This window comes from Veillonella absiana, assembly GCF_032970865.1.
GTDB lineage: Bacteria > Bacillota > Negativicutes > Veillonellales > Veillonellaceae > Veillonella > Veillonella absiana.
On sequence record NZ_JAWJZB010000003.1, the window covers coordinates 63,089 to 84,066 of the forward strand.

General features: G+C 38.3%; 20 protein-coding genes. All 20 read left to right on the forward strand.

The window, feature by feature from the left end:
- Positions 1-68 precede the first annotated feature (68 nt).
- Positions 69-464 carry a class II SORL domain-containing protein gene (locus RVY80_RS03010; RefSeq protein ID WP_317329644.1) on the forward strand — a complete coding sequence of 132 codons (396 nt, stop codon included), beginning with the start codon at positions 69-71 and terminating at the stop codon, positions 462-464.
- A 182-nt stretch (positions 465-646) separates the two neighbouring features.
- Positions 647-1,876 (forward strand): aspartate kinase, encoded by a 1,230-nt coding sequence (locus tag RVY80_RS03015; RefSeq protein ID WP_317329646.1) that lies wholly within the window; start codon positions 647-649, stop codon positions 1,874-1,876.
- A gap of 18 nt (positions 1,877-1,894) precedes the next feature.
- Positions 1,895-2,206, forward strand: a complete 312-nt coding sequence (locus RVY80_RS03020) for a hypothetical protein (RefSeq protein ID WP_295188573.1) — start codon at positions 1,895-1,897, stop codon at positions 2,204-2,206.
- A gap of 181 nt (positions 2,207-2,387) precedes the next feature.
- Positions 2,388-2,894, forward strand: coding sequence for a hypothetical protein (locus tag RVY80_RS03025; RefSeq protein WP_295192658.1), 507 nt, complete (start codon positions 2,388-2,390; stop codon positions 2,892-2,894).
- On the forward strand, positions 2,895-3,623 hold the full coding sequence (locus tag RVY80_RS03030; RefSeq protein ID WP_295192656.1) for a 6-carboxyhexanoate--CoA ligase: 729 nt from the start codon (positions 2,895-2,897) through the stop codon (positions 3,621-3,623).
- Between the two features lie 7 nt (positions 3,624-3,630).
- Complete coding sequence (locus tag RVY80_RS03035) at positions 3,631-4,773, forward strand: aminotransferase class I/II-fold pyridoxal phosphate-dependent enzyme (protein WP_317329648.1); 1,143 nt, start codon at positions 3,631-3,633, stop codon at positions 4,771-4,773.
- Positions 4,774-5,067: 294 nt separating this feature from the next.
- Positions 5,068-7,977: an insulinase family protein gene (locus RVY80_RS03040; RefSeq protein ID WP_317329650.1), complete on the forward strand. Its 2,910-nt coding sequence runs from the start codon at positions 5,068-5,070 to the stop codon at positions 7,975-7,977.
- 58 nt (positions 7,978-8,035) lie between these two features.
- Positions 8,036-9,001, forward strand: a complete 966-nt coding sequence (gene gluQRS, locus RVY80_RS03045; RefSeq protein ID WP_295188588.1) for a tRNA glutamyl-Q(34) synthetase GluQRS — start codon at positions 8,036-8,038, stop codon at positions 8,999-9,001.
- Between the two features lie 75 nt (positions 9,002-9,076).
- Positions 9,077-9,451, forward strand: coding sequence for a CoA-binding protein (locus RVY80_RS03050; RefSeq protein ID WP_295188591.1), 375 nt, complete (start codon positions 9,077-9,079; stop codon positions 9,449-9,451).
- A 9-nt stretch (positions 9,452-9,460) separates the two neighbouring features.
- Entirely contained in the window at positions 9,461-9,781 is a 321-nt protein-coding gene (locus RVY80_RS03055; protein WP_295192651.1) for a thioredoxin family protein, read from the forward strand.
- A 468-nt stretch (positions 9,782-10,249) separates the two neighbouring features.
- The gene (mraZ, locus tag RVY80_RS03060; RefSeq protein ID WP_295188597.1) at positions 10,250-10,681 is read left to right on the forward strand and encodes a division/cell wall cluster transcriptional repressor MraZ; all 432 of its coding nucleotides are present in this window, start codon (positions 10,250-10,252) and stop codon (positions 10,679-10,681) included.
- A gap of 9 nt (positions 10,682-10,690) precedes the next feature.
- Entirely contained in the window at positions 10,691-11,623 is a 933-nt protein-coding gene (gene rsmH, locus RVY80_RS03065; RefSeq protein WP_295188600.1) for a 16S rRNA (cytosine(1402)-N(4))-methyltransferase RsmH, read from the forward strand.
- 21 nt (positions 11,624-11,644) lie between these two features.
- The gene (ftsL, locus tag RVY80_RS03070; protein WP_317329654.1) at positions 11,645-12,043 is read left to right on the forward strand and encodes a cell division protein FtsL; all 399 of its coding nucleotides are present in this window, start codon (positions 11,645-11,647) and stop codon (positions 12,041-12,043) included.
- Positions 12,044-12,132: 89 nt separating this feature from the next.
- Positions 12,133-13,617, forward strand: coding sequence for a UDP-N-acetylmuramoyl-L-alanyl-D-glutamate--2,6-diaminopimelate ligase (locus RVY80_RS03075; RefSeq protein ID WP_317329655.1), 1,485 nt, complete (start codon positions 12,133-12,135; stop codon positions 13,615-13,617).
- Between the two features lies 1 nt (position 13,618).
- Positions 13,619-14,983, forward strand: a complete 1,365-nt coding sequence (locus RVY80_RS03080) for a UDP-N-acetylmuramoyl-tripeptide--D-alanyl-D-alanine ligase (protein WP_317329657.1) — start codon at positions 13,619-13,621, stop codon at positions 14,981-14,983.
- A gap of 61 nt (positions 14,984-15,044) precedes the next feature.
- Positions 15,045-16,004 (forward strand): phospho-N-acetylmuramoyl-pentapeptide-transferase, encoded by a 960-nt coding sequence (gene mraY, locus RVY80_RS03085; RefSeq protein ID WP_295192649.1) that lies wholly within the window; start codon positions 15,045-15,047, stop codon positions 16,002-16,004.
- A gap of 88 nt (positions 16,005-16,092) precedes the next feature.
- Positions 16,093-17,463 (forward strand): UDP-N-acetylmuramoyl-L-alanine--D-glutamate ligase, encoded by a 1,371-nt coding sequence (gene murD, locus RVY80_RS03090; RefSeq protein ID WP_317329658.1) that lies wholly within the window; start codon positions 16,093-16,095, stop codon positions 17,461-17,463.
- Positions 17,463-18,611 (forward strand): undecaprenyldiphospho-muramoylpentapeptide beta-N-acetylglucosaminyltransferase, encoded by a 1,149-nt coding sequence (gene murG, locus RVY80_RS03095; RefSeq protein WP_317329659.1) that lies wholly within the window; start codon positions 17,463-17,465, stop codon positions 18,609-18,611. The genes murD and murG overlap by 1 nt, the downstream gene beginning before the upstream one ends.
- 19 nt (positions 18,612-18,630) lie before the next feature.
- Positions 18,631-20,010, forward strand: a complete 1,380-nt coding sequence (murC, locus tag RVY80_RS03100; RefSeq protein ID WP_317329660.1) for a UDP-N-acetylmuramate--L-alanine ligase — start codon at positions 18,631-18,633, stop codon at positions 20,008-20,010.
- Entirely contained in the window at positions 20,010-20,942 is a 933-nt protein-coding gene (locus RVY80_RS03105; protein WP_317329661.1) for a D-alanine--D-alanine ligase family protein, read from the forward strand. The genes murC and RVY80_RS03105 overlap by 1 nt, the downstream gene beginning before the upstream one ends.
- The last annotated feature ends 36 nt before the right edge of the window (positions 20,943-20,978 follow it).

Here is a 20,978-nt window from a genome sequence, read left to right on the forward strand (position 1 = left end):
CAAGTGACCTCTAAGAAACGTTTATTTTAAGTAGAACATATATTTATTAACCTCAGGAGGGTTTACAAATGGCACTTAACAATTACATCAAATCCGGCGATTTCAAAGGTGAAAAACACGTTCCAGTTATCGAAGCTCCAGCTCAAGTAGCTGCTGGCGAAAAAGTAAAAATTGAAGTTTCTGTAGGCAAAGATATTGCACATCCTAATACTACTGAACATCATATTGCTTGGATTAAATTATACTTCATTCCAGAAGGTACACAACTTCCTTACGAAGTAGCTGCTGTTGAATTCAACGTACATGGTGAATCTCCTGCAGGCGCTAACGAAGGCCCTGTATACTCTGAAGCAGAAGCAGTTGTTGTAACTTCCTTCAAACAATCCGGTAAATTGATTGCTGTATCTTACTGCAACATCCACGGTTTGTGGGAATCTGAAGAAAAAGCTATCGTAGTTGCATAATTGTAATTACTTTAAAAGGTCGGTGTATGCCGGCCTTTTTATTTTGGAAAATAGTCCGTCTAGAAAAGAAAAATATACTTCTGTAGTGGAAAATATTTCCGACTCCCTTTACATACTGGGTTGTTTGTGGTAAATTATGTTCATGTTCTTTTTTAGTAACTTTGAGTAAATGAGGGATAATTGTGGCCTTAATCGTGAAAAAATTTGGTGGTAGCTCTGTAGCAACACCAGTAAAGATTTTTAACATTGTAGATCGTGTATTACGGGAACGTAATGCAGACGATAAAATTGTAGTGGTCGTATCCGCAATGGGGGACACTACTGATGATTTAGTGGCATTAGCAAAGCAAGTAACATCTAAACCATATGGTCGAGAAATGGATAGATTGTTGAGTACAGGTGAACAAGTTACTATTGCATTGATGGCAATGGCATTCCAAGAACGCGGTCAAAAAGCAATCTCCATGACTGGTGCGCAGGCGGGTATCAATAGTAGTGATACATTTGGCAAAGGTCGTATTCTTGGTGTAGATCCTAATCGTGTATTCGAAGCTTTAGATGATGGTAATATCGTAGTTGTTGCAGGATTCCAAGGCATCACAGAAGATGGTGATATGGCAACATTAGGGCGTGGTGGTTCTGATACAACTGCAGTTGCTTTGGCGGGAGCCATGAAAGCTGACGTTTGTGAAATATTCACAGATGTTGATGGTGTATATTCTACGGATCCACGTGTTGCTTCTGGTGCTTTTAAATTAGAAGAAGTTACTTATGGTGAAATGCTTGAGATGGCACGTCTTGGTGCTGGTGTTATGCAGCCCCGTGCGGTAGAAATGGGATTCCGTTATAATGTTCCTATTCATGTACGCTCTACTTTCAATAACAATACTGGTACTATTATTCGGGAGGATTATACCGTGGAAACAAATAAACGTGTAATTACAGGTGTTGCTGATGATACTAACACAGCGAAAGTGGCATTAGTAGGTGTTGAAAATAAGCCGGGTACTGCTGCCACTGTATTTAAGGCATTGGCTAAAAATAATGTAGATGTAGATATGATTGTTCAAAGCATAAGATCTAAAGATGATGCTACAACTGATTTGATTTTTACAGTTGCTTTAGATGATGTAGTGCTTGCTCGTGAAGTGTTGGAAAATTTAAGCAATTCTATCAAAATTGAAAAAATCAACATTGATGAAAAAATGGCCAAAGTATCCATCATTGGTGCGGGTATGCTTGGACAGCCAGGTGTAGCGGCGCAAATGTTTGATATTCTTGGTCAAGAAGGCATTAATGTAGAAATTATTAGTACTTCTGAAATTAGTATTTCTTGTTTAGTGGCAGAAGAACGGGTAAAAGATGCTGTTCGTGTTATCCATGATAAATTATTATTGGATGATCGTGGCTAATCATTAATAGGAGATATGATGGATAGTTTAGATAGTTTTATGGAAGAAATGCTAGCAGATCAGGGCCGTAAGGAAGGATTTCTTAGCGATTTATTAGAAAACCTAAAAACACAACCTATCCCAACGCTTGAACAAGCGAAAACTGGATATACTACGATGAGCAATTTACATGGGGTTTATTATAACTATGATACTCATGAAGTAACAATTTCTTATAAGGTAGTACCCGATTTATATGCGGATCATACGATGAGATTTCCTCATTTTGAGGTTGTTTTGGAAGGTCTAATAGCATGCCGTCGTAACCAACGATGGGCGAATACAAAATAATACATAAAAAGCTGTACAAGCGTAGATTGTTTTAAAATTTAAATTCCTACGAGTGTACAGTTTTTTTGTATTCTTATATTTATATTGTTAACCTATTATAATTTTGTAGTTGTCAAAATAAATGTGATTTGATATTATGGGGCTAGATTTATAGTGCCATGAAGTGTATAGAGGTGTGACAATGAAAACAAAAGAGTTAGTATTGACAGCGTTCTTAGGTATCTTGATATTAGTTAGTGGTTATTTTAAAATCCCATCTCCTGTGGGAGGGGCGGAATTTCAAATGTCTGCGCCTATTGCGGTGACAATTGCCATGTTATTTGGATTTCGAACGTATATATTGGCCGGTATATTAGCAAGTATACTTGCATTTTCAATGGGAACCATTACAGTGTATGGAATTTTGATTCAATTTGTATTTCGCTTAGTTGTAGGCTTGTGTATTGTCATATTGGGTACAAGAAAAGTATCCTTATTGATTTCTGGTCCTTTAGGAAGCATTGCAGCTCGATTTGCAGTGAGTGTAGTGACTCAAGTACCGGTATTACCTCTGATTATTTCAATTTTACCAGGCCTAGTGATAACCCCGTTAGTAGCTTATATTTTGTATACAAAGGGATATCAAATGATGAAGAAAACTGGATTTTTAGAATATGTGGAAACTCCATGGTCAAAGGGGTTGGTGTAGATGAAGTATTGTGTGAAGATGAGGGCCTCTAAGTGGGAGTGCGGACAAGAGGTTCATGTATCTGGAGCAGAGCGAATTGTTGATGAAGCTGCAGTTCCCAAGGTGAGTCAACAACTTATCACCCGTGCACAAAATCATAGCAAAGGTAAGCCTACTTTCATCAATATCAAGGTGGAAGGTATTGAAGAGAAATGCATTCAGTATATTCAAGCGTTACCCACGAACATGATAGCCGTAGATACCTATCAGGATGGATTAAAAATAATGGCAAAACAACTTAGTGCATTGCCAGGCTTCTCCTCTGAATTGGCAGGGTACCTCGTTGATGTATTGGCGAAAACGGGGAATATGAGAGGGGCCATTATGTATGATATAGCAACACACTCTCGTTTGGAACCAGATCATGAGAGAGGCATTAGATTGTCAAATATGGATTATGAAAATACTACAGTGGTGGACGAAGGAAAAAATCATTATAAAGAGGCTCTTGTTCTTGCCTCCAAAGCATTATCAGCAGATGGTGTAATAGCTGAGATTTGTATATCTGATGATCCAGAATACCAAATTGGTTATATTGCTACTGCTGATGCGTATTGTCGTATTACAAAAGTTAAGCCCTATGGATCTAATTTGGGTGGTAGGATTTTAGTAGTAGACTCTAGATTAGCTGATATGGAAGCATGTCAACACTATTTGGAGCATCAAGTGGTAATAGTAAAAGAGGGTTAAAACTGCTATGTGGGAAATCTATGAATCAAAATATTCAGAATTATTGGATAAAGGTTTACTACGATCTCAACGTATCATTGAATCGGCTCAATTGACAAAATCTGTTGTAGATCATCAAGACATATTGATGTTTTCATCTAGCAATTATTTGTCTATCAGTGAATTACCTACACTTTGGGACAAGGCTATTGAAGTCTCTAAAACTTATGGTGCAGGGGCGTGTGGTTCTCGTTTGACCACAGGTAATACTGCATTACATGTTGAATTAGAGGCTAGATTAGCTAAAATGACTGGATATGAGTCAACCCTATTATTTTCTTCTGGATATATGGCTAATATAGGGATTTTTTCTGCGTTGGTTACTCCTGATACACTTGTGTTTTCGGATGAAAAAAACCATGCTTCCATCATTGATGGTCTCCGCATGAGTCGCGCCCAGGTAACTGTATATCCACATATGAATCTTGAGGCGTTGGAAACCATGGTAGGGGATGCACGACGTAATGGTCATAAGGGGCCTATTATATTAGTTTCAGATTATGTGTTTAGCATGGATGGAGATGTACTTTTACTAGAGGATTTTGTGAAAGTCGGTAAACGATGGGAGGCGATTACCGTTATTGATGATGCCCATGGATTTGGTATTACCAATATGCCTTATACACCACGCCCTGATATCCTTATGGGATGTCTAAGTAAAGCTATAGGTTCAGAAGGAGCCTTTGTAGCTAGTTCTCAACTTATTATTCACTTACTACAGAATTTAGGGCGTAGTTATATGTTTTCGACCTCTTGTTCACCTTTTTCTATTGCCTTTGCGTTATCCGCTCTAGACTATATTCAAGAACATCCAGAGTTGATTGAACGGTTGCAACATAATCAGCAGTATTTGGTGCAACGATTGGCCAGCATTGGTTTTGCGGTACAGAATAGTAGTCATATAGTACCAATTCCTATGGGGAGTGCGACAAGAGCGGTAGCGATGGCTGAAAAACTATGGGAGGATGGGATTTGGACAACTCCGATTCGCTATCCGGCGGTTCCTGAAGGCGAAGCCATATTGCGTATTACATTAATGGCTGGTCATACAGAAGAACAAATCGATGAATTAGTGCATTCATTACAACGAAATACAGAAAAAACGCTTTAGAAATAAAGCGTTTTTTTGTTTAACGTATATAGTTTTAATAGGAATCTTTCAATACTCAATCTATTTCTGGCGTTTTTTACCTGCTATACGAATATTTATGGCATATGATAAGCGTTCTTAGTATGTAAGATTTTCCTAAAATATGATATAATATATATCGATAATTTTAAGTACATTCATATGTGGACGGTGTAGTAAGTACTAGTTTTCACAATGATGAAATACATTGAAATCACTAGAAAAACACAGATTCACATCTGTGTTTATTATTTAATAATAGAAAGAAGGGGTACAGTGGAGTTAAATCAAGTATATTCTGGATTCCGATTGAATCGTGTTGAACGAATTGATGAAATCAATGGCACTGCCTATGAAATGAAGCACGAAAAATCTGGTGCTCGTCTAATTTACATAGATTCACCAGATACGAATAAAGTTTTTAATATTGCGTTTCGTACGACACCTAGCGATAGCACTGGTGTCGCACATATCATGGAGCATTCCGTTTTATGTGGGTCTCGCAAGTTCCCATTAAAAGAGCCGTTTGTGGAACTCGTTAAGGGGTCTTTAAATACATTTTTAAATGCTATGACCTATCCGGATAAAACAATGTATCCGGTGGCCAGCAAGAACGACAAGGATTTCCATAATTTGATGGACGTATATTTGGATGCCGTATTGTATCCTCGTGTGGCGAATGACCCAGAAATCGTGATGCAAGAGGGGTGGCATTATGAATTAGATAATGCTGATGATGAATTGACGTACAAGGGCGTTGTATTCAATGAAATGAAAGGGGTCTATTCATCTCCTGATTCCGTATTGGAACGTCAAATTATGCATGAATTGTTCCCAGATACTACGTATGGTGTAGATTCTGGTGGGGATCCTGATTTCATTACGGATTTAACGTATGAACAATTCCAAGAATTCTACCGTGTTCATTATCATCCATCCAATAGCTATATTTTCCTATATGGCACGATGAATATCGAAGAACAATTGGCATTCTTGAATGATGAATATTTACAACATTTTGATGCCATTGATGTGCATACAGAGGTGGGAATTCAACAACCATTTACAGAAGGTAAGATTGTGAGCTATCCATTTAGCGTTGGTGCCGATGAAGGTACAGATAATAAAACACTGCACGCCTTGTCCTATGTGTTAACACATATGACACCAGAACAGAGTTTAGCCTACGAGGTGTTAACACATGCATTGTTGACATCCTCTGCAGCGCCTTTGAAACAGGCCTTGGTGAAAGCTGGCATCGGCAGTGATGTAACCGGCTATTATCTAGACAGTATTCGTCAACCAATGTGGAATGTGACAGTGACTGGCTCTGAAATGGATAAACAACAATTGTTGCAAGACATTGTGGAATCTACATTAAAAGAGATGGTAACAAATGGTCTCGATAAAGAGTTATTAGAAGCATCTTTAAATAGTATTGAATTTACATTGCGTGAAAATGACTTTGGTGGACGTCCAATTGGCTTAGCTTATGTTATTCGTATGATGGACCAATGGCTTTATGATATGGATCCATTGGAATTATTGCATTATGAAGAAGCACTAGTAAATATCCGTCAAGGCTTGAGCGGTACATATTTTGAAGATTTAATTTCTCAAACACTGCTTAACAATACGCATAAAGCATTAGTGTCTATCTATCCTGAAAAAGGGTTACAAGCTAAAAAAGATCAAGCTGTAAAAGAAAAATTGGCAGCGGTTAAAGCTAATATGAGTGAAGATGAAATTAATGCCATTGTGGAACAAACAAAAGCATTGAAAATTCGTCAAGAAACACCAGATTCTGAAGAAGCACTAGAATCGATTCCATTGCTTGAATTATCTGATTTGAATCCAAATATTGAAGATGTAGAACGGCGTGAACAAATGGTAGGAGACACAAAGGTTCATTTTGTGCCAACCTTTGCCAAAGGTATTAACTACACTGGATTCTATTTCAAATTAGATTGCCTCACCGAAGAAGACTTGTTCTATGCAGATATTTTGACGGATATTTTGAGTCGTGTAGACACAAAACGCTCTTATGAAGAATTGTCTAAGGATATTAATCTAAATTTAGGTGGTTTTACTGCGGATATTACAGCCATTGCCAAGGATGGTACTCGTGATGAATTCACACCATTGTTGATTGTGCGCAGTAAGGCTTTACATTCTAAATTGGCTGATTTGTGCCGTATTGTTAACGAAATTATTAGCGAATCTAGATTTACTAATGTAAAACGTTTAACGGAACTCGTACAAGAAAGCAAAGCTATCTGGGATAATGAGGCATTCCGGCGTGGACACACTATCGTGACGCAACGCGTATTGGCACAAGTATCCGGGGCTGGTAAATTCCGTGATAGCGGTAACTTGGGTTACTATCAAAAAATCAGTGAATTAGCTACAAATCCAGCAGCATTACCATTATTACCGGAAAAATTAGCAGAAGTAGCTAAGAAAATCTTTAGATCCAATAATCTAGATATCATGTTTGTTGGTGAGGAAGAGGAATTAGCACCATTTATCGACATGATTACACCAATTATTTCTAATTGGAGTCATGATGTAGTTCCAGGTAATAAGCTAGTAATGACAAAACAAGCAACTAACGAAGCTATTGTCACAGCTGGTAAGGTGCAATATGTGGCTCAAGGCGGTAATTTTAAAGATCATGGGTTTGACCATAAAGGTGCTATGAGTGTATTAGAGGTTATCTTGCGCTACGAATATTTATGGATTCGTATACGTGTGCAAGGTGGTGCCTATGGTGCTTTTGCGAATTTCTATAATGATGGCAGTATGGTATTCTGTAGTTACCGTGATCCTAACCTTACAGAAACCCTAGATGTATATAAAGAATTACCTGAATATTTACGTAATTTTAACCTAACAGATCGTGAAATGCGTAAATATATCATTGGTACTATGAGTTCTTTAGATTTGACAATGACACCATCTTTGCGTGGTCCCCGTGCTATGGGATTGTATTTTAGTGGTACAAATTTAGCCGATAAGGTTGAATTCCGTAAACAAGTTATTGCCTGCCAACCACAAGACATCGTGGCATTGGCAGATGTGGTAGAATCTGTTATTAAGGATAATCACATTTGTGCAATGGGAAATGAAGAAAAAATCAAAGCGGCTGGTAGTACCTTTGATGAAATCGTATCTTTGCCAAATTAATAGACTGAATATGGCAAGTAATGACTAGGTATTGCTTATAACTAGTAAGGAGATAACAATGAAAGGACGATTCGCACCGAGCCCGACAGGACATATCCACTTGGGTAATGTGTGGATCGCTCTTTTGTCGTATTTATCGGTAAAGCAACAACATGGTACATTTCTTGTTCGTATGGAGGATATTGATATACAGCGATCTAAGCGTGAGCTAGGTGAACAGTTGCTTGACGATTTAGAGTGGCTTGGCTTTGAGTGGGATGAAGGCCCAAGAATAGGTGGGGCACATGGCCCTTATTGGCAGAGTGAGCGTTATGATTATTATGAAAAAACACTCGCTCAGTGGGAGTCAGTGGGATTTGTATATCCGTGTTTTTGTAATCGGGCACGTATTCAGAGCATTGCATCAGCCCCACATCGTGGGGAAATTCCCCATTTATATGACGGTCATTGTCGCCACTTGTCGTTAGCCGATATAAAAGAGCAATGGACGCAGAAAGAACCATCTTGGAGAATTAAGGTGGAGGATCGTACCATAGAGTTTATGGATCGTTGGCAAGGATTACAAACTCGAGTGCTTCGTAGTGAAGTGGATGATTTTGTGGTGAAACGTGGGGATGGTATGTTTGCATATAATCTGGCTGTCACGTTAGATGATGTGGCAATGGGGGTTACAGAGATTGTTAGAGGTGCAGACCTGCTGGACACAACAGCACAACAAATGTATTTATATTCTTTGTTGGGTGAAAGCCCAGTACATTATGGACATGCCCCTTTATTGATTGATGTAGAAGGCCATAGATTATCTAAACGACAGAAGAGTATAACTATTAAGGAACTGCGTGAATCTGGATATAGTAGTGAGAGAATTTTGGGGGAACTCTGTAAACAGTGTGATTTAGTGATGAAAGATGAGCTTTTATCACATGGAACGATTACACTATGCGAATTGGTTGAACGTGCAAGAAATTCAGAACTAATGAGTGTTGATACATTGTTTAGAGATGAAATTGTTGTGCGAAATTAAATTAATAAAATTCGATATTAATATATTGACAAATATCGATATCGAGCTATAATATAAATAGAAGAGGTGATTCTTATGACAATTCAACAAGTTCTCGATCAAAAAGTGTGGGCCGTAATTGGAGCAACACATAAGACCGATAAGTTCGGTTACAAGATCTATAAACATCTGAAGAATCATGGATATGAAGTCTATCCAGTAAACCCTAATATTGATAGTATTGATGGTGATAAGTGCTATTCATCATTAACGGATTTACCAGTAGTTCCTAATGTTGTGGATTTCGTAGTTCCAGAAAAGGTAGGATTAGCTGCTGTTGATGAATGTAAAGTATTAGGTATTCCTACGGTGTGGTTACAACCAGGCGCAGATAAACCGGCTGTTGTGAAAAAAGCTACAGAAGTGGGATTAAATGTCATAGAGGATTGCGTATTAGTTCAATTACCTTAGGAGGCAACAATGAGCGAATTAAAAGAATTAAAAACTGCAGAATACCAAGATCTTCTTAATCAAGAAGGTATTACTTTGATTGATTTCTGGGCACCATGGTGCGGCTATTGTGTTCGCATGATGCCAATAGTAGAAGAAATCGCTGGTGAAATGGAAGGTAAAGCAAACTTTGTAAAGGTAAATGCTGATGAAGAAACTGATTTAGCACGTGCATTACAAGTTGAAGTGTTACCAACATTCGTAGTAGTAAAAAATGGTGAAGTAGTAGATCGTAAAATTGGTTACTTGCCTAAAGGTGATTTACAAGGTGCTGTAGAAGCACAATTATAATCAAATATATATCCCTCATTATGTGGTGTCACATAGTGGGGGATTTTTGCATTATTTGATTCTTTTGTAAATTGTAACTATAGGTGACATTGTGGAAAAGTGAGGGAAATAAAGTGGGGGATTAGTAAAAATTGAATATAATGATGGTTGATATGTGAGATTAATAAAATCTAAATAATAGTATGTTGTGAAACTATAAATTGTATGATTTTGTTGCTATAAAACCTTATATATATTATATCTAGATTAGGTGCTTTATCTTGAGAAATCTTGATAAAGTTTTTTTATATTTATAATGTCGAACATAAATTCGTAGAATATAGAGAGAAAAGGAGAAAAAGAAAGATTGTAGTAAAAAACTATATAAAATCGGCATTTTTTATTAATTAATTGTTGTATCAAGTGGGGGAATGTGGTAGAATTTACCATATAGTGGTGAATATGGAATAGAAAGGGAGGTGACGAAGCATGTTCATGGGCGAATTTAACCATACGATTGATACAAAAGGTCGTTTGATTATTCCTGCAAAAATACGTGAACAATTAGGCGATACTTGTATCGTTACTAAGGGCTTCGATGACTGTTTATCCATATATACACTAGAAAAATGGGAAAAAATTTCCGTTGCTTTACAATCACAACCATCCACTAAAGCAGGTATTCGTGCATTGAAACGTTTCGTATTTGGTAGCGCTGCTGAACTTGATTTTGATCGTCAAGGTCGTGTGCTGGTACCAAGCCCATTGCGTGAACATGCACATTTGAAAAAAAATGCGGTTATCTTGGGCGCTGGTGATCATGTTGAAATTTGGAGTCGCGAACAATATGAATCGTATGATGAAGAAGTAGCACCAAGCATGGAAGAATTAGCGGAAAGTTTGGAAGGTATTATGTTATAGGAGGCTGTCTTGGAATTTAATCATACAAGCGTATTATTACGTGAGACAGTTGACGGTGTGGTACAAAATCCTGATGGGATTTATGTAGACTGCACTCTTGGTGGAGCAGGTCATGCTCATGCGGTGGGGGAGAAGCTTTCACCGAAGGGGATGATTGTAGGTCTTGATCAAGATGAAGATGCACTAGGTGTTGCGAGAAAACGATTGAGCGATTTAACATGCCAGGTGATGACGATACCAACCAATTTCGCGAATTTGAAACAAGCACTAACTGATAAAGGTATTACAGAGGTTGACGGTTTTATTTTTGACCTAGGCGTGTCGAGTTATCAATTGGATACCCCAAATCGAGGGTTCTCCTATATGAATGATGGCCCATTAGATATGCGTATGGACAAGAGTGCACCAATTACCGCTGAATATGTAGTAAATCATTATGCACCAGATGAGTTACATCGCATCTTGCGTGAATATGGTGAGGAACGATGGGCTAAGCGCATCGTCGAATTCATCGTTGCAGCACGTGAAGAGAATGCGATAACAACCACTGGTGAATTAGTAAGTATTATAAAAAAAGCAATTCCTGCTAAGGCTAGGCAAGATGGTCCGCATCCGGCAAAACGAACATTTCAAGCTATTCGCATTGAGGTGAATCGTGAATTAGAAATTCTTCACGATAGCTTCGTAGATGCAGTATCACTGCTTAAACCGGGTGGCAGAATCGGAGTGATTACATTTCATTCTTTAGAGGATCGAATAACAAAACAAACATTTAAAGAGTTGAGTACAGGTTGTATATGCCCACCGGAATTACCGATGTGTGTATGTCACCATGTGGCAACGGTGAAAGCTAAGAATAAAGCGATTGAGCCAAGTCCAGAAGAAGTGGAATTGAATCCTCGTTCACGGAGTGCTAAATTGCGAATCGCTATAAAGATATAATTTTTGAGGGGGCTATTAGTAATGCTAGCGAGAAAAGCAGTAGGGGCACAAGTAAAACCAGATATATATGTGGGACGTCAGAAACGGGACGTGAGTTTTGTTTTTGATTTTAGTCCTATGATGAAACAATTGGTTTCATGGGGCCTTGTATTAGTTCTTTTTTGCTTAGGCGTTATGGTTATTAATAGTCTTCGTACAAAAGTAGGATATGAAGTCGTAAAGGTTCAACAAAACATCGTGCAATTGACAAAAGACAATGATACTTTGGATGTTGAAGTATCTGCTTTGAAATCCCCAGTGCGTATTCAAAAAATTGCAGAAGAAAAATTGGGAATGGTTTTACCTAGTTCTTTTGTTTATAGCACAAAAAGTACTACTGCAGAACGCAATATAAGAGCGGCGTCTCAGATAGTAGATTAATAGGTAAAGCAGCCCTTTATGGGGCTGCTTTTACTGCGTATATACAGTCACAGTGATAAGACACTGATTTGTGATAAGGAGTGGCAAGGATGAAAAAAATAACAGATTTGCTTACAACAACTAAAATAATATCCATTACAGGTAATGAAACAGTAACGATTACAGATATTACTGCGGACTCTCGCCAAGTAAAAAAAGGGAGCCTATTTATTTGTTTGGATGGTGCTACAGTAGATGGCCATACATTTGCTCAGAAAGCAGTAGATGCTGGTGCAGTAGCGCTAGTGGTTTCTAAAGATGTGACTGTATCTAGCGATGTATGCATCATAAAGGTAGAAGATACTCGCCAAGCTATGATGGATATAGTTCCTTCATTCTTTGATTACCCAGCCAATAAAATGCGTATGATTGGTGTTACTGGCACTAATGGTAAAACAACAACGACGCATATGATTCGTCATATTTTACGATCTCAAGGGCATAAAGTGGGGATTATCGGTACCATTCATATTATGATTGAAGACAAATCCTATCCAATCCACAACACCACACCAGATGTAGTTGATTTACAACATATTTTAAATCAAATGGTAAATGAAGGTGTGACACACTGCATTATGGAGGTTTCCTCTCACGCATTGGCGTTAGGTCGTGTATCTGGTGTAGAATATGATACGGCAGTATTTACGAATTTAACACAGGATCATTTGGACTTTCACAAGACCTTTGAAAATTATTTAGCAGCAAAATGTAAATTATTTGAGCAAGTAAGTGCATCAAACCAAGTGAAAACTGGTAAAGGCGCTGTAATTAACATTGATGACCCGTATGGTCATCGTGTGATAGAAGCCACAACAGCACCAACTATGACATATAGTACGCAAGGTAAAGGTACATTAAATGCTCATGATGTGACGATGACATCTAAAACATCAACATACACTATTGAGTTTGACGGAAAACAATATCCTATCAAGATGAATACCACGGGCCTATTTAATGTGTATAATACATTGGCGGCCATTGGTGCTTGTTTGTATGAAAATATTTCCATGGAAAAAATTGATGAAGCATTGCAGTCCTTTAGATCTGTACCTGGTCGATTCGAATTGATTGAAGAAGGTCAAGATTTTGCAGTTGTAGTGGACTATGCCCATACACCAGATGGCTTACAAAATATTTTACAAACAGCTCAAGAGATTAAAGAGAGCAAAATGATTGTTGTCTTCGGTTGCGGTGGTGATCGCGATGCTACAAAACGTCCTATTATGGGACGTATCGCAGCCGAGTTTGGAGATACTATTTTCGTTACTTCTGATAATCCTCGTACAGAAGATCCAAATCAAATCGTAAAAGATGTAGAAGTGGGCGTCAAAGAGGGGCTCCGTGAAGGTTCTACGTACGAAGTGGTTGTAGATCGTAAAGAAGCCATTAAAAAGGCTGTGCGCAGTGCTCGCACTGGAGATATTGTAATTATTGCTGGTAAAGGCCATGAAGACTATCAAATTTTAAAAGATAGAACTATTCATTTTGATGATAGAGAAGTGGCACGAGAAGCTCTTAAGGAGAAATAAGATGGCACAATTTACACTTCAAGAAGTAGTAGAGGCTACCCATGGTAGTTGCCAATTACAACAAGAACTCACATTATTAGATGTATCCACAGATACAAGAACTATAGAGAAAGATTATTTGTTTGTAGCCTTAAAGGGTGATACTTTTGATGGCCATGATTTTATTAAAATAGCCATTGAAAAAGGGGCGACGGCAGCGATTGTTGAAAAAGGCCGTGCTGTTGATGGTATTTTTTGCGTTGAAGTGGAAAATACTTTAGTCGCATACCAGGAGTTGGCTAGATATCATCGTCGTCGTTTTGATATTCCTGTTGTAGCTATTACTGGTTCCTCTGGTAAAACAACAACAAAAGATATGGTGGCAGCTGTGTTAGCTACACAGTTTAATGTATTGAAAACAGAAAAGAATTTTAACAATGAAATTGGTCTGCCAAAAACATTGCTGAAATTAACCGCAGATCATGAAGCTTGCGTTGTTGAAATGGGGATGCGTGGTCTTGGTCAAATTGAAGAATTAGCATTGATTGCAGAACCTACAATTGGTATTGTTACAAATGTTGGTACATCTCACATTGAACTATTAGGATCTCAAGGTGCTATTGCAGAGGCTAAAGGTGAATTAATACGTTGCCTTGGTAAAGATAGCATTGCCATTTTGAATGAAGATGATCCCTATGTTAAGGCTATGAGTCAATTGACAGAGGGCAAAACCATCACTTATGGTATTGAAAGCAATGCTACTGTGATTGCTAGCCAATTGCGTTATAAGAAAGATGGCATCAAATTTACATGTAAATGCTATGACGAAGTGTTTGATATATTTTTACCAATGATTGGTACACATAATGTATATGATGCATTAGCTGCTATTGGTGCAGGTCGCGTCTTGGGCATTAGCTCTACAAAAATTAAAAAAGGACTTGGTGATTTTGTTGGTACGCCAATGCGTCAAGAAATTGTGACCTTCGATGATATTGTTGTGTTAAATGATGCCTATAATGCAAATCCATCCTCTATGGCTGAGTCTATTAAAGCCCTAGGTCAACTAGAAGGTAAACGGAAAATTGCCATGTTAGGTGACATGTTAGAATTAGGGGAGTATACTGAAAAAGAACATCGTGAAATTGGTAAGCTTCTAGCTGACGAAGGCTATGATATTGTATTTACCTTTGGAGAGGCGGCAGCATATATTGCTAAAGAAGCGAAGCAATATGGTGTTACAGTATATAGATGTGATAGTCATTTGGATATGGCTAATGAATATTGCGACGTTCGTGAAAAAGGCGATGTTATTCTTTTAAAAGGATCTCGTGGATTACGAATGGAGCGCGTTGTAGAAGAATTGAAAGAGCGTGAAGCTCTGTAGTATAATCGGCTAGGTCATACTAGCCGTATTATGCTATTCATAGATAGAAAAGGGAGTCATTATGATATACCAAATCGTATTAGCCTTTGCCGCTACTTTAATTATTACCTTAATATTAGGAAAACTAGGTATTCCTGTATTAAGATCATTACATGCACAACAAAGTATTCGCGAAGAAGGACCTGAAAGTCATCAAGCGAAAGCCGGCACACCTACTATGGGTGGTACATTTATGATGATTGCCATGATAATAGGTATTGCAATTTTTGCGCCTTGGAATGTAGCCACAGGTATGTTATTGTTCTTAACTATAGGTCATGCCTTGTTAGGATTCTTTGATGATTTCGTAAAATCTGTAAAAAAACGCAATTTAGGTCTTACAGCAAAACAAAAATTACTGGGTCAATTTATTTTGGCAGCGGTGTTCTGTTATTTTATTACAGAGATTTTAGTGATTCCTACTACATTGTGGATTCCAGTGGCAGATATTAATGTGAATTTAGGTTGGGGCTACTATGTATTAGCCTTCTTGATTATTGTGGGCTCTACTAATGCTGTTAATCTTACAGATGGTCTTGATGGGCTTGCAGCTGGTACATCTGCGGTGGCAGCAATTGCCTTTGCTGTTATTGGTTTGATTCATAATATGCCGAGTGTAGCTGTTTTTGGTGCTATAGTCTGTGCTATTTGTGTAGGTTTTCTTGCATTTAATATCAACCCAGCAAAGGTATTTATGGGCGATACTGGATCACTTGCTTTAGGTGGTGCCTTTGCAGGCATGGCAATTTTGACGAAGACAGAACTTCTTCTTGTCATTATTGGTGGGATTTTTGTCATGGAAGCTTTATCTGTAATTATTCAAGTTATCTCCTTTAAAACTCGTGGTGTTCGAGTGTTTAAAATGAGTCCTATCCACCATCACTTTGAATTATCTGGTTGGTCCGAACAAACGGTGGTCAATCGTTTTTGGTTAGGTGGCGCTTTATTGGCGGTACTTGGTGTTTTATTGGCAGTACGATAACGTTAACATTCTATTTTTTCTCATTCATAGTCATTGGTATATGATTAGTGATGATACATGCAGTATTTTCTTACTTAGGTGGTTCATGATGGATTATAACAATACACACATTCTAGTTCTTGGCGCTGGTGAAAGTGGTATCGGTGCATCTCATGTGGTGGCACAATTAGGTGCTCACGTGGTGTTAAATGATTATAAGAAAATTGAATTGCCTAGTGATGTACAAGCCATGCTTGAGACGGTAGGAGTAACGGTTATTACGGGGCACCAAGATGAGTCTTTGTTAGATAATGTGGATCGTATTATTATATCTCCAGGTATTTCCTTGGATATTCCCATTGTGAAAGCCGCTAAAGAACGTGGTATCGAGGTAGTCAGTGAAGTTGAATTAGCCTATGATATTTCCAAGTCTCCTATTTTGGGGGTTACAGGAACTAATGGTAAAACCACAACTACAACACTCCTCACAGAAGTAATGAAAGCAACAGGTAAACCAATTTTTGTAGGTGGTAATATTGGCGATTCATTGAGTGAAATGGCTTATAAAATGCCTATAGGTGGCTATTTAATTGCAGAATTATCTAGCTATCAATTAGAGTCTATTAAGGAATTTCACCCATTAGGGGCCATTGTTCTCAATATTAGCCCAGATCATTTGGCGCGCCACAAAACAATGGAAAATTATGTGTTGGCGAAGGAGAATATTTTTAAGTCTCAAACACCAACGGACTATTTAGTATTAAATGCAGACGATGCGGTTGTAGTCGATATGGCAAACCGTGCCCGTAGTCAGGTATTATATATTAGCCAAAAGCATGCAGTAGAGAATGGTGCATATTATGAAAATGGTCATCTCTATGTGGTTCGTAATGGTAATAAAGAATTAATTATTGAAGTGGTCCAAATTCATATCCCAGGGGCACATAATATTGAAAATATTTTGTCCGTTATTGCATTAACCTATGCATTGGGTGTGAGCGCTGAGTTAATTCGTAATGCAATTTTTACGTTTACTGGTGTAGAACATCGTTTGGAACGTGTAAAAACAATCAATGGTGTGACCTATTATAACGATTCTAAGGCGACGAATGTAGATTCTGTTGTAAAAGCATTGCAAGCATTTCCTAAACCAGTTATTTTGCTCATGGGTGGTCATGATAAAATGACGCCAGTAGAAGAGTTTATGATACTGGTTAAAGAAAAAGCAAAAGAACTCATTCTGATGGGAGAAGCAGCTGAGCGATTTGAAGATGCTGCAAGAGCTGCGGGGATCAAAGACATTCATCGGGCCCAAAGTATGAAGGAAGCAGTTCGATTAGGTCGTGACTTGGCACAGCCCGGGGATATCGTATTATTATCTCCTGCATGTTCTAGTTTCGATTGGTATTCTTGCTTTGAAGAACGGGGCGAGGATTTTAAGAAAGAAGTATTAGCATTAGAAGAAGGGAGCGAGCCTTAATGAAACGAATCATCATTTCTGGCGGTGGTACAGGTGGTCATATTTACCCAGCTATCACTATCTATAAAGAAATTATGGCTATTCTTCCTGACGCTGAAGTACTATATGTAGGTACAGAGGCTGGTTTAGAGGCTACGTTAGTTCCAAAAGAGGGCATTGCATTCCGTACGATTCCCGTACAAGGTTTGCAACGTCAGTTGTCTTTAAAAACATTAACTACATTGGGAAAAACTTGTTTATCTCTTGTAAAGGCCAATGCCATTATTTCTGATTTTAAACCAGATGTTGTTATCGGCACAGGTGGTTATGTTTGCGGCCCCATTTTACTAGCCGCTGCATTACGTAAGGTGCCTACTATTATTCAAGAACAAAACGTAATCGCAGGTATTACGAACAAAATTTTAAGCCGTTTTGTGGATGTTGTAGCCGTTGGGTATGAAGAAGCTAAAAAATCTTTTGGCAAAGCAAAACGTGTTGTATATACAGGAAATCCTGTGCGTCCAGAGGTATTAGTAGATACTCGCGAACAAGGTCGTAATTATTTCAATTTAACTGATACAGATTTTACTGTGTTGATTGCTGGTGGTTCTCGTGGTGCGCGTACTATTAATACAGCCATGATAGAAGTACACAAGCATTTTAAAAATCGAGAGAATCTTAAATTGATTCACGTCACAGGCTCTGGTGAATTTGATACGGTGAAAGCCGCATTAGATGGTGATTTTACACAGTCAAATCAAGCAGATATCGCCAAGGAGTTAGGCGGATTTACATATGGTAAAGCCACAATGGTGTTGCCGTATTTACACGATATGCCAAAAGCTCTAGCGGCAGCTGATTTAGCAGTGTTTCGTTCTGGTGCTATTGGGCTGGCGGAATTGGCGGTTCGTGGGATTCCATCTGTTTTAGTGCCATATCCATATGCTGCTGAGGATCACCAAACCTATAATGCACGCATTTTCGTGCAAGAAGGGGCCGCCCACATGATAGTAGATAAAATGCTATCACCGAAAGATTTAATCGGTGAAATTGAAATGTTTATGGACAATTCTGCTTTATTAAAACAAATGGCAGCAGGAGCGTTACAATTAGGCAAGCCAAAGGCCGCCCATGACATTGCAACAATTGCGTTAGAAATTGCAAAATGAGAAGTTAGGAGAAATCACCATGTTAAATGGTATTCATAAAATTCATCTAATTGGTATAGCTGGATCAGGAATGCGTGCTATAGCAAATATTTTGATTTGCAAGGGCTATGAAGTATCTGGCTCTGACCTTGCAGAATCGTCAACGACTGAAAAATTCCGTTCCATGGGTGCTACCATCCATATTGGTCATGATGCATCTTATGTAAATGGTGTGGATGCAGTGGTTCGTTCTACGGCAATTCGTGAAGATAACCCGGAATTGAAAGCAGCGAGAGAGCAAGGTATTACAGTCCTTCATCGATCTGATATCGTGAAAGCCGTACTAGATGTAACAGACGGCATAGCAGTGGCAGGTGCACATGGTAAAACCTCCACTACTTCCATGATTGGTCAAATCCTAGTAGAAGGTGAGGTAGAGCCAACTGTAATTATCGGTGGCGAAGTAGATTACCTGAAAGGTAGTAGTTGCCTTGGTAAAGGTAAATTTAGCGTTGTTGAGGCTGACGAGAGCGATGGGTCTTTCTTGAAATTACGCCCAAAAGCTATTGTTATTACAAACATTGAAAATGATCACATGGATCATTACAAAACTATGGATAATTTACTTAAAGCATTTTGTGAATTTGTGGAAACATTGCCTGTTGACGGTAAAGCCGTAGTTTGTGGGGACAATGACAAAATCCAATATGTGATGACACAGGTAAATCGTCAATTTATCACCTATGGCTTGGATGAATCTAATGATTATGTAGCTAAAAATATTCACTACCAAGATAGTACACTCGTATATGATGTGTATCATAAAGATACGAATGTAGCACGTATTAATTTACGTGTGCCAGGTCAACATAATGTATTGAATTCTTTGGCAGCTTTCATTATAGGCCATGAATATTGTGAGGTTTCTATTGAAGATATCCAAAAAGGTTTGGGCAAATTCATCGGTGCAAAACGTAGATTTGAAACAAAAGGCCATGTTGCCGGTGTTTGGGTGGTGGATGATTATGCGCATCATCCAACAGAAATCAAAGCGACATTAAAAGCCGCGAAAGAACTTGAAAAACACCGTGTTATTTGCGTATTCCAGCCGCATCGTTATACTCGTACTAGTCTCCTGGTTAATGAATTCAGTACAGCATTTAACTATGCAGATGAATTGTATATTACGGACATCTATAGCTCGGGTGAAGATCCAATTCCAGGCATTGACGGACATACGATTCCAGATGCTATTTTGAAAGCTACGAATAAACACGTTAATTATGTACAAAATGTAGATGATGTACCTGGTATTTTGAAGAATGTTGTTCGCCCTAATGATCTAGTCATAACTATGGGTGCAGGTTCTATTAATCAATATGGTCCTAAATTATTAGCATTGCTAGAAGAAGGTTTATGATGAAAGATAAACAAGTTGTCGTATTAATGGGGGGCCCATCTAAAGAGGCTGATGTATCTCGTCGTACTGCAGCTGCTATTGCAGACGCACTAGTAAGTCTTGGCTATCAAGCTAAGACTCTTGAATTAAATCCTACTACATTACTTGCTGATATTGCAGCTATGAATGGTGATGTTGTGTTTAATGCTATCCATGGTAAATATGGTGAAGATGGGGCATTACAAGGTTTACTTGAAATGGCTGAAATTCCATATACAGGTTCTGGCGTTATGACGCATGCTGTAGGGATGAATAAAAAAATTAGTAAAGCCGTCTTTAAAGGCGCTGGTATTCCAACGGCTATGTCTGAATCCTATAATGGTAATGTACAAAGCGAACAAGATATTATTGATCATATTCATACTAATTTCTCTTTCCCTGTAGTGTTAAAACCTGCTACACAAGGTTCTAGTATTGGCGTCACCATTGTAAAAGAAGAAGCACAATTAGCAGATTCCGTGAAAGAGGCTTTGAAATATGATCCAATTTTAGTAGTAGAACAATTTTTGAATGGTCGTGAATTTACCGTATCTGTATTGAATGGTAAAGCATTGCCAGTTATCGAAATTCGTCCACATTCTGGCGAATATGACTATGCATCAAAATATACAGCCGGTGCAACAGATTATTTGGTACCAGCACCAATTAATGATGACATGACTGCTCAAATGCAACATATTGGAAAGTCTGTATTCCAAGAATTACAAGCTAGTGGCGTTATCCGCGTGGATATTATGACTGATGACAAGGATAATTTATACGTATTGGAATACAATACTGTACCAGGCATGACAGCTACTTCTTTGGTGCCAAAAGCAGCAAAAGAAACTGGTATGGAATTCCCACAATTATGTGAAGAAATCCTATTGTCTGCAGGTATTGGAAAATTATAAAATCAAAGATTATGGCAGTATAGAGTAGTATGCTGC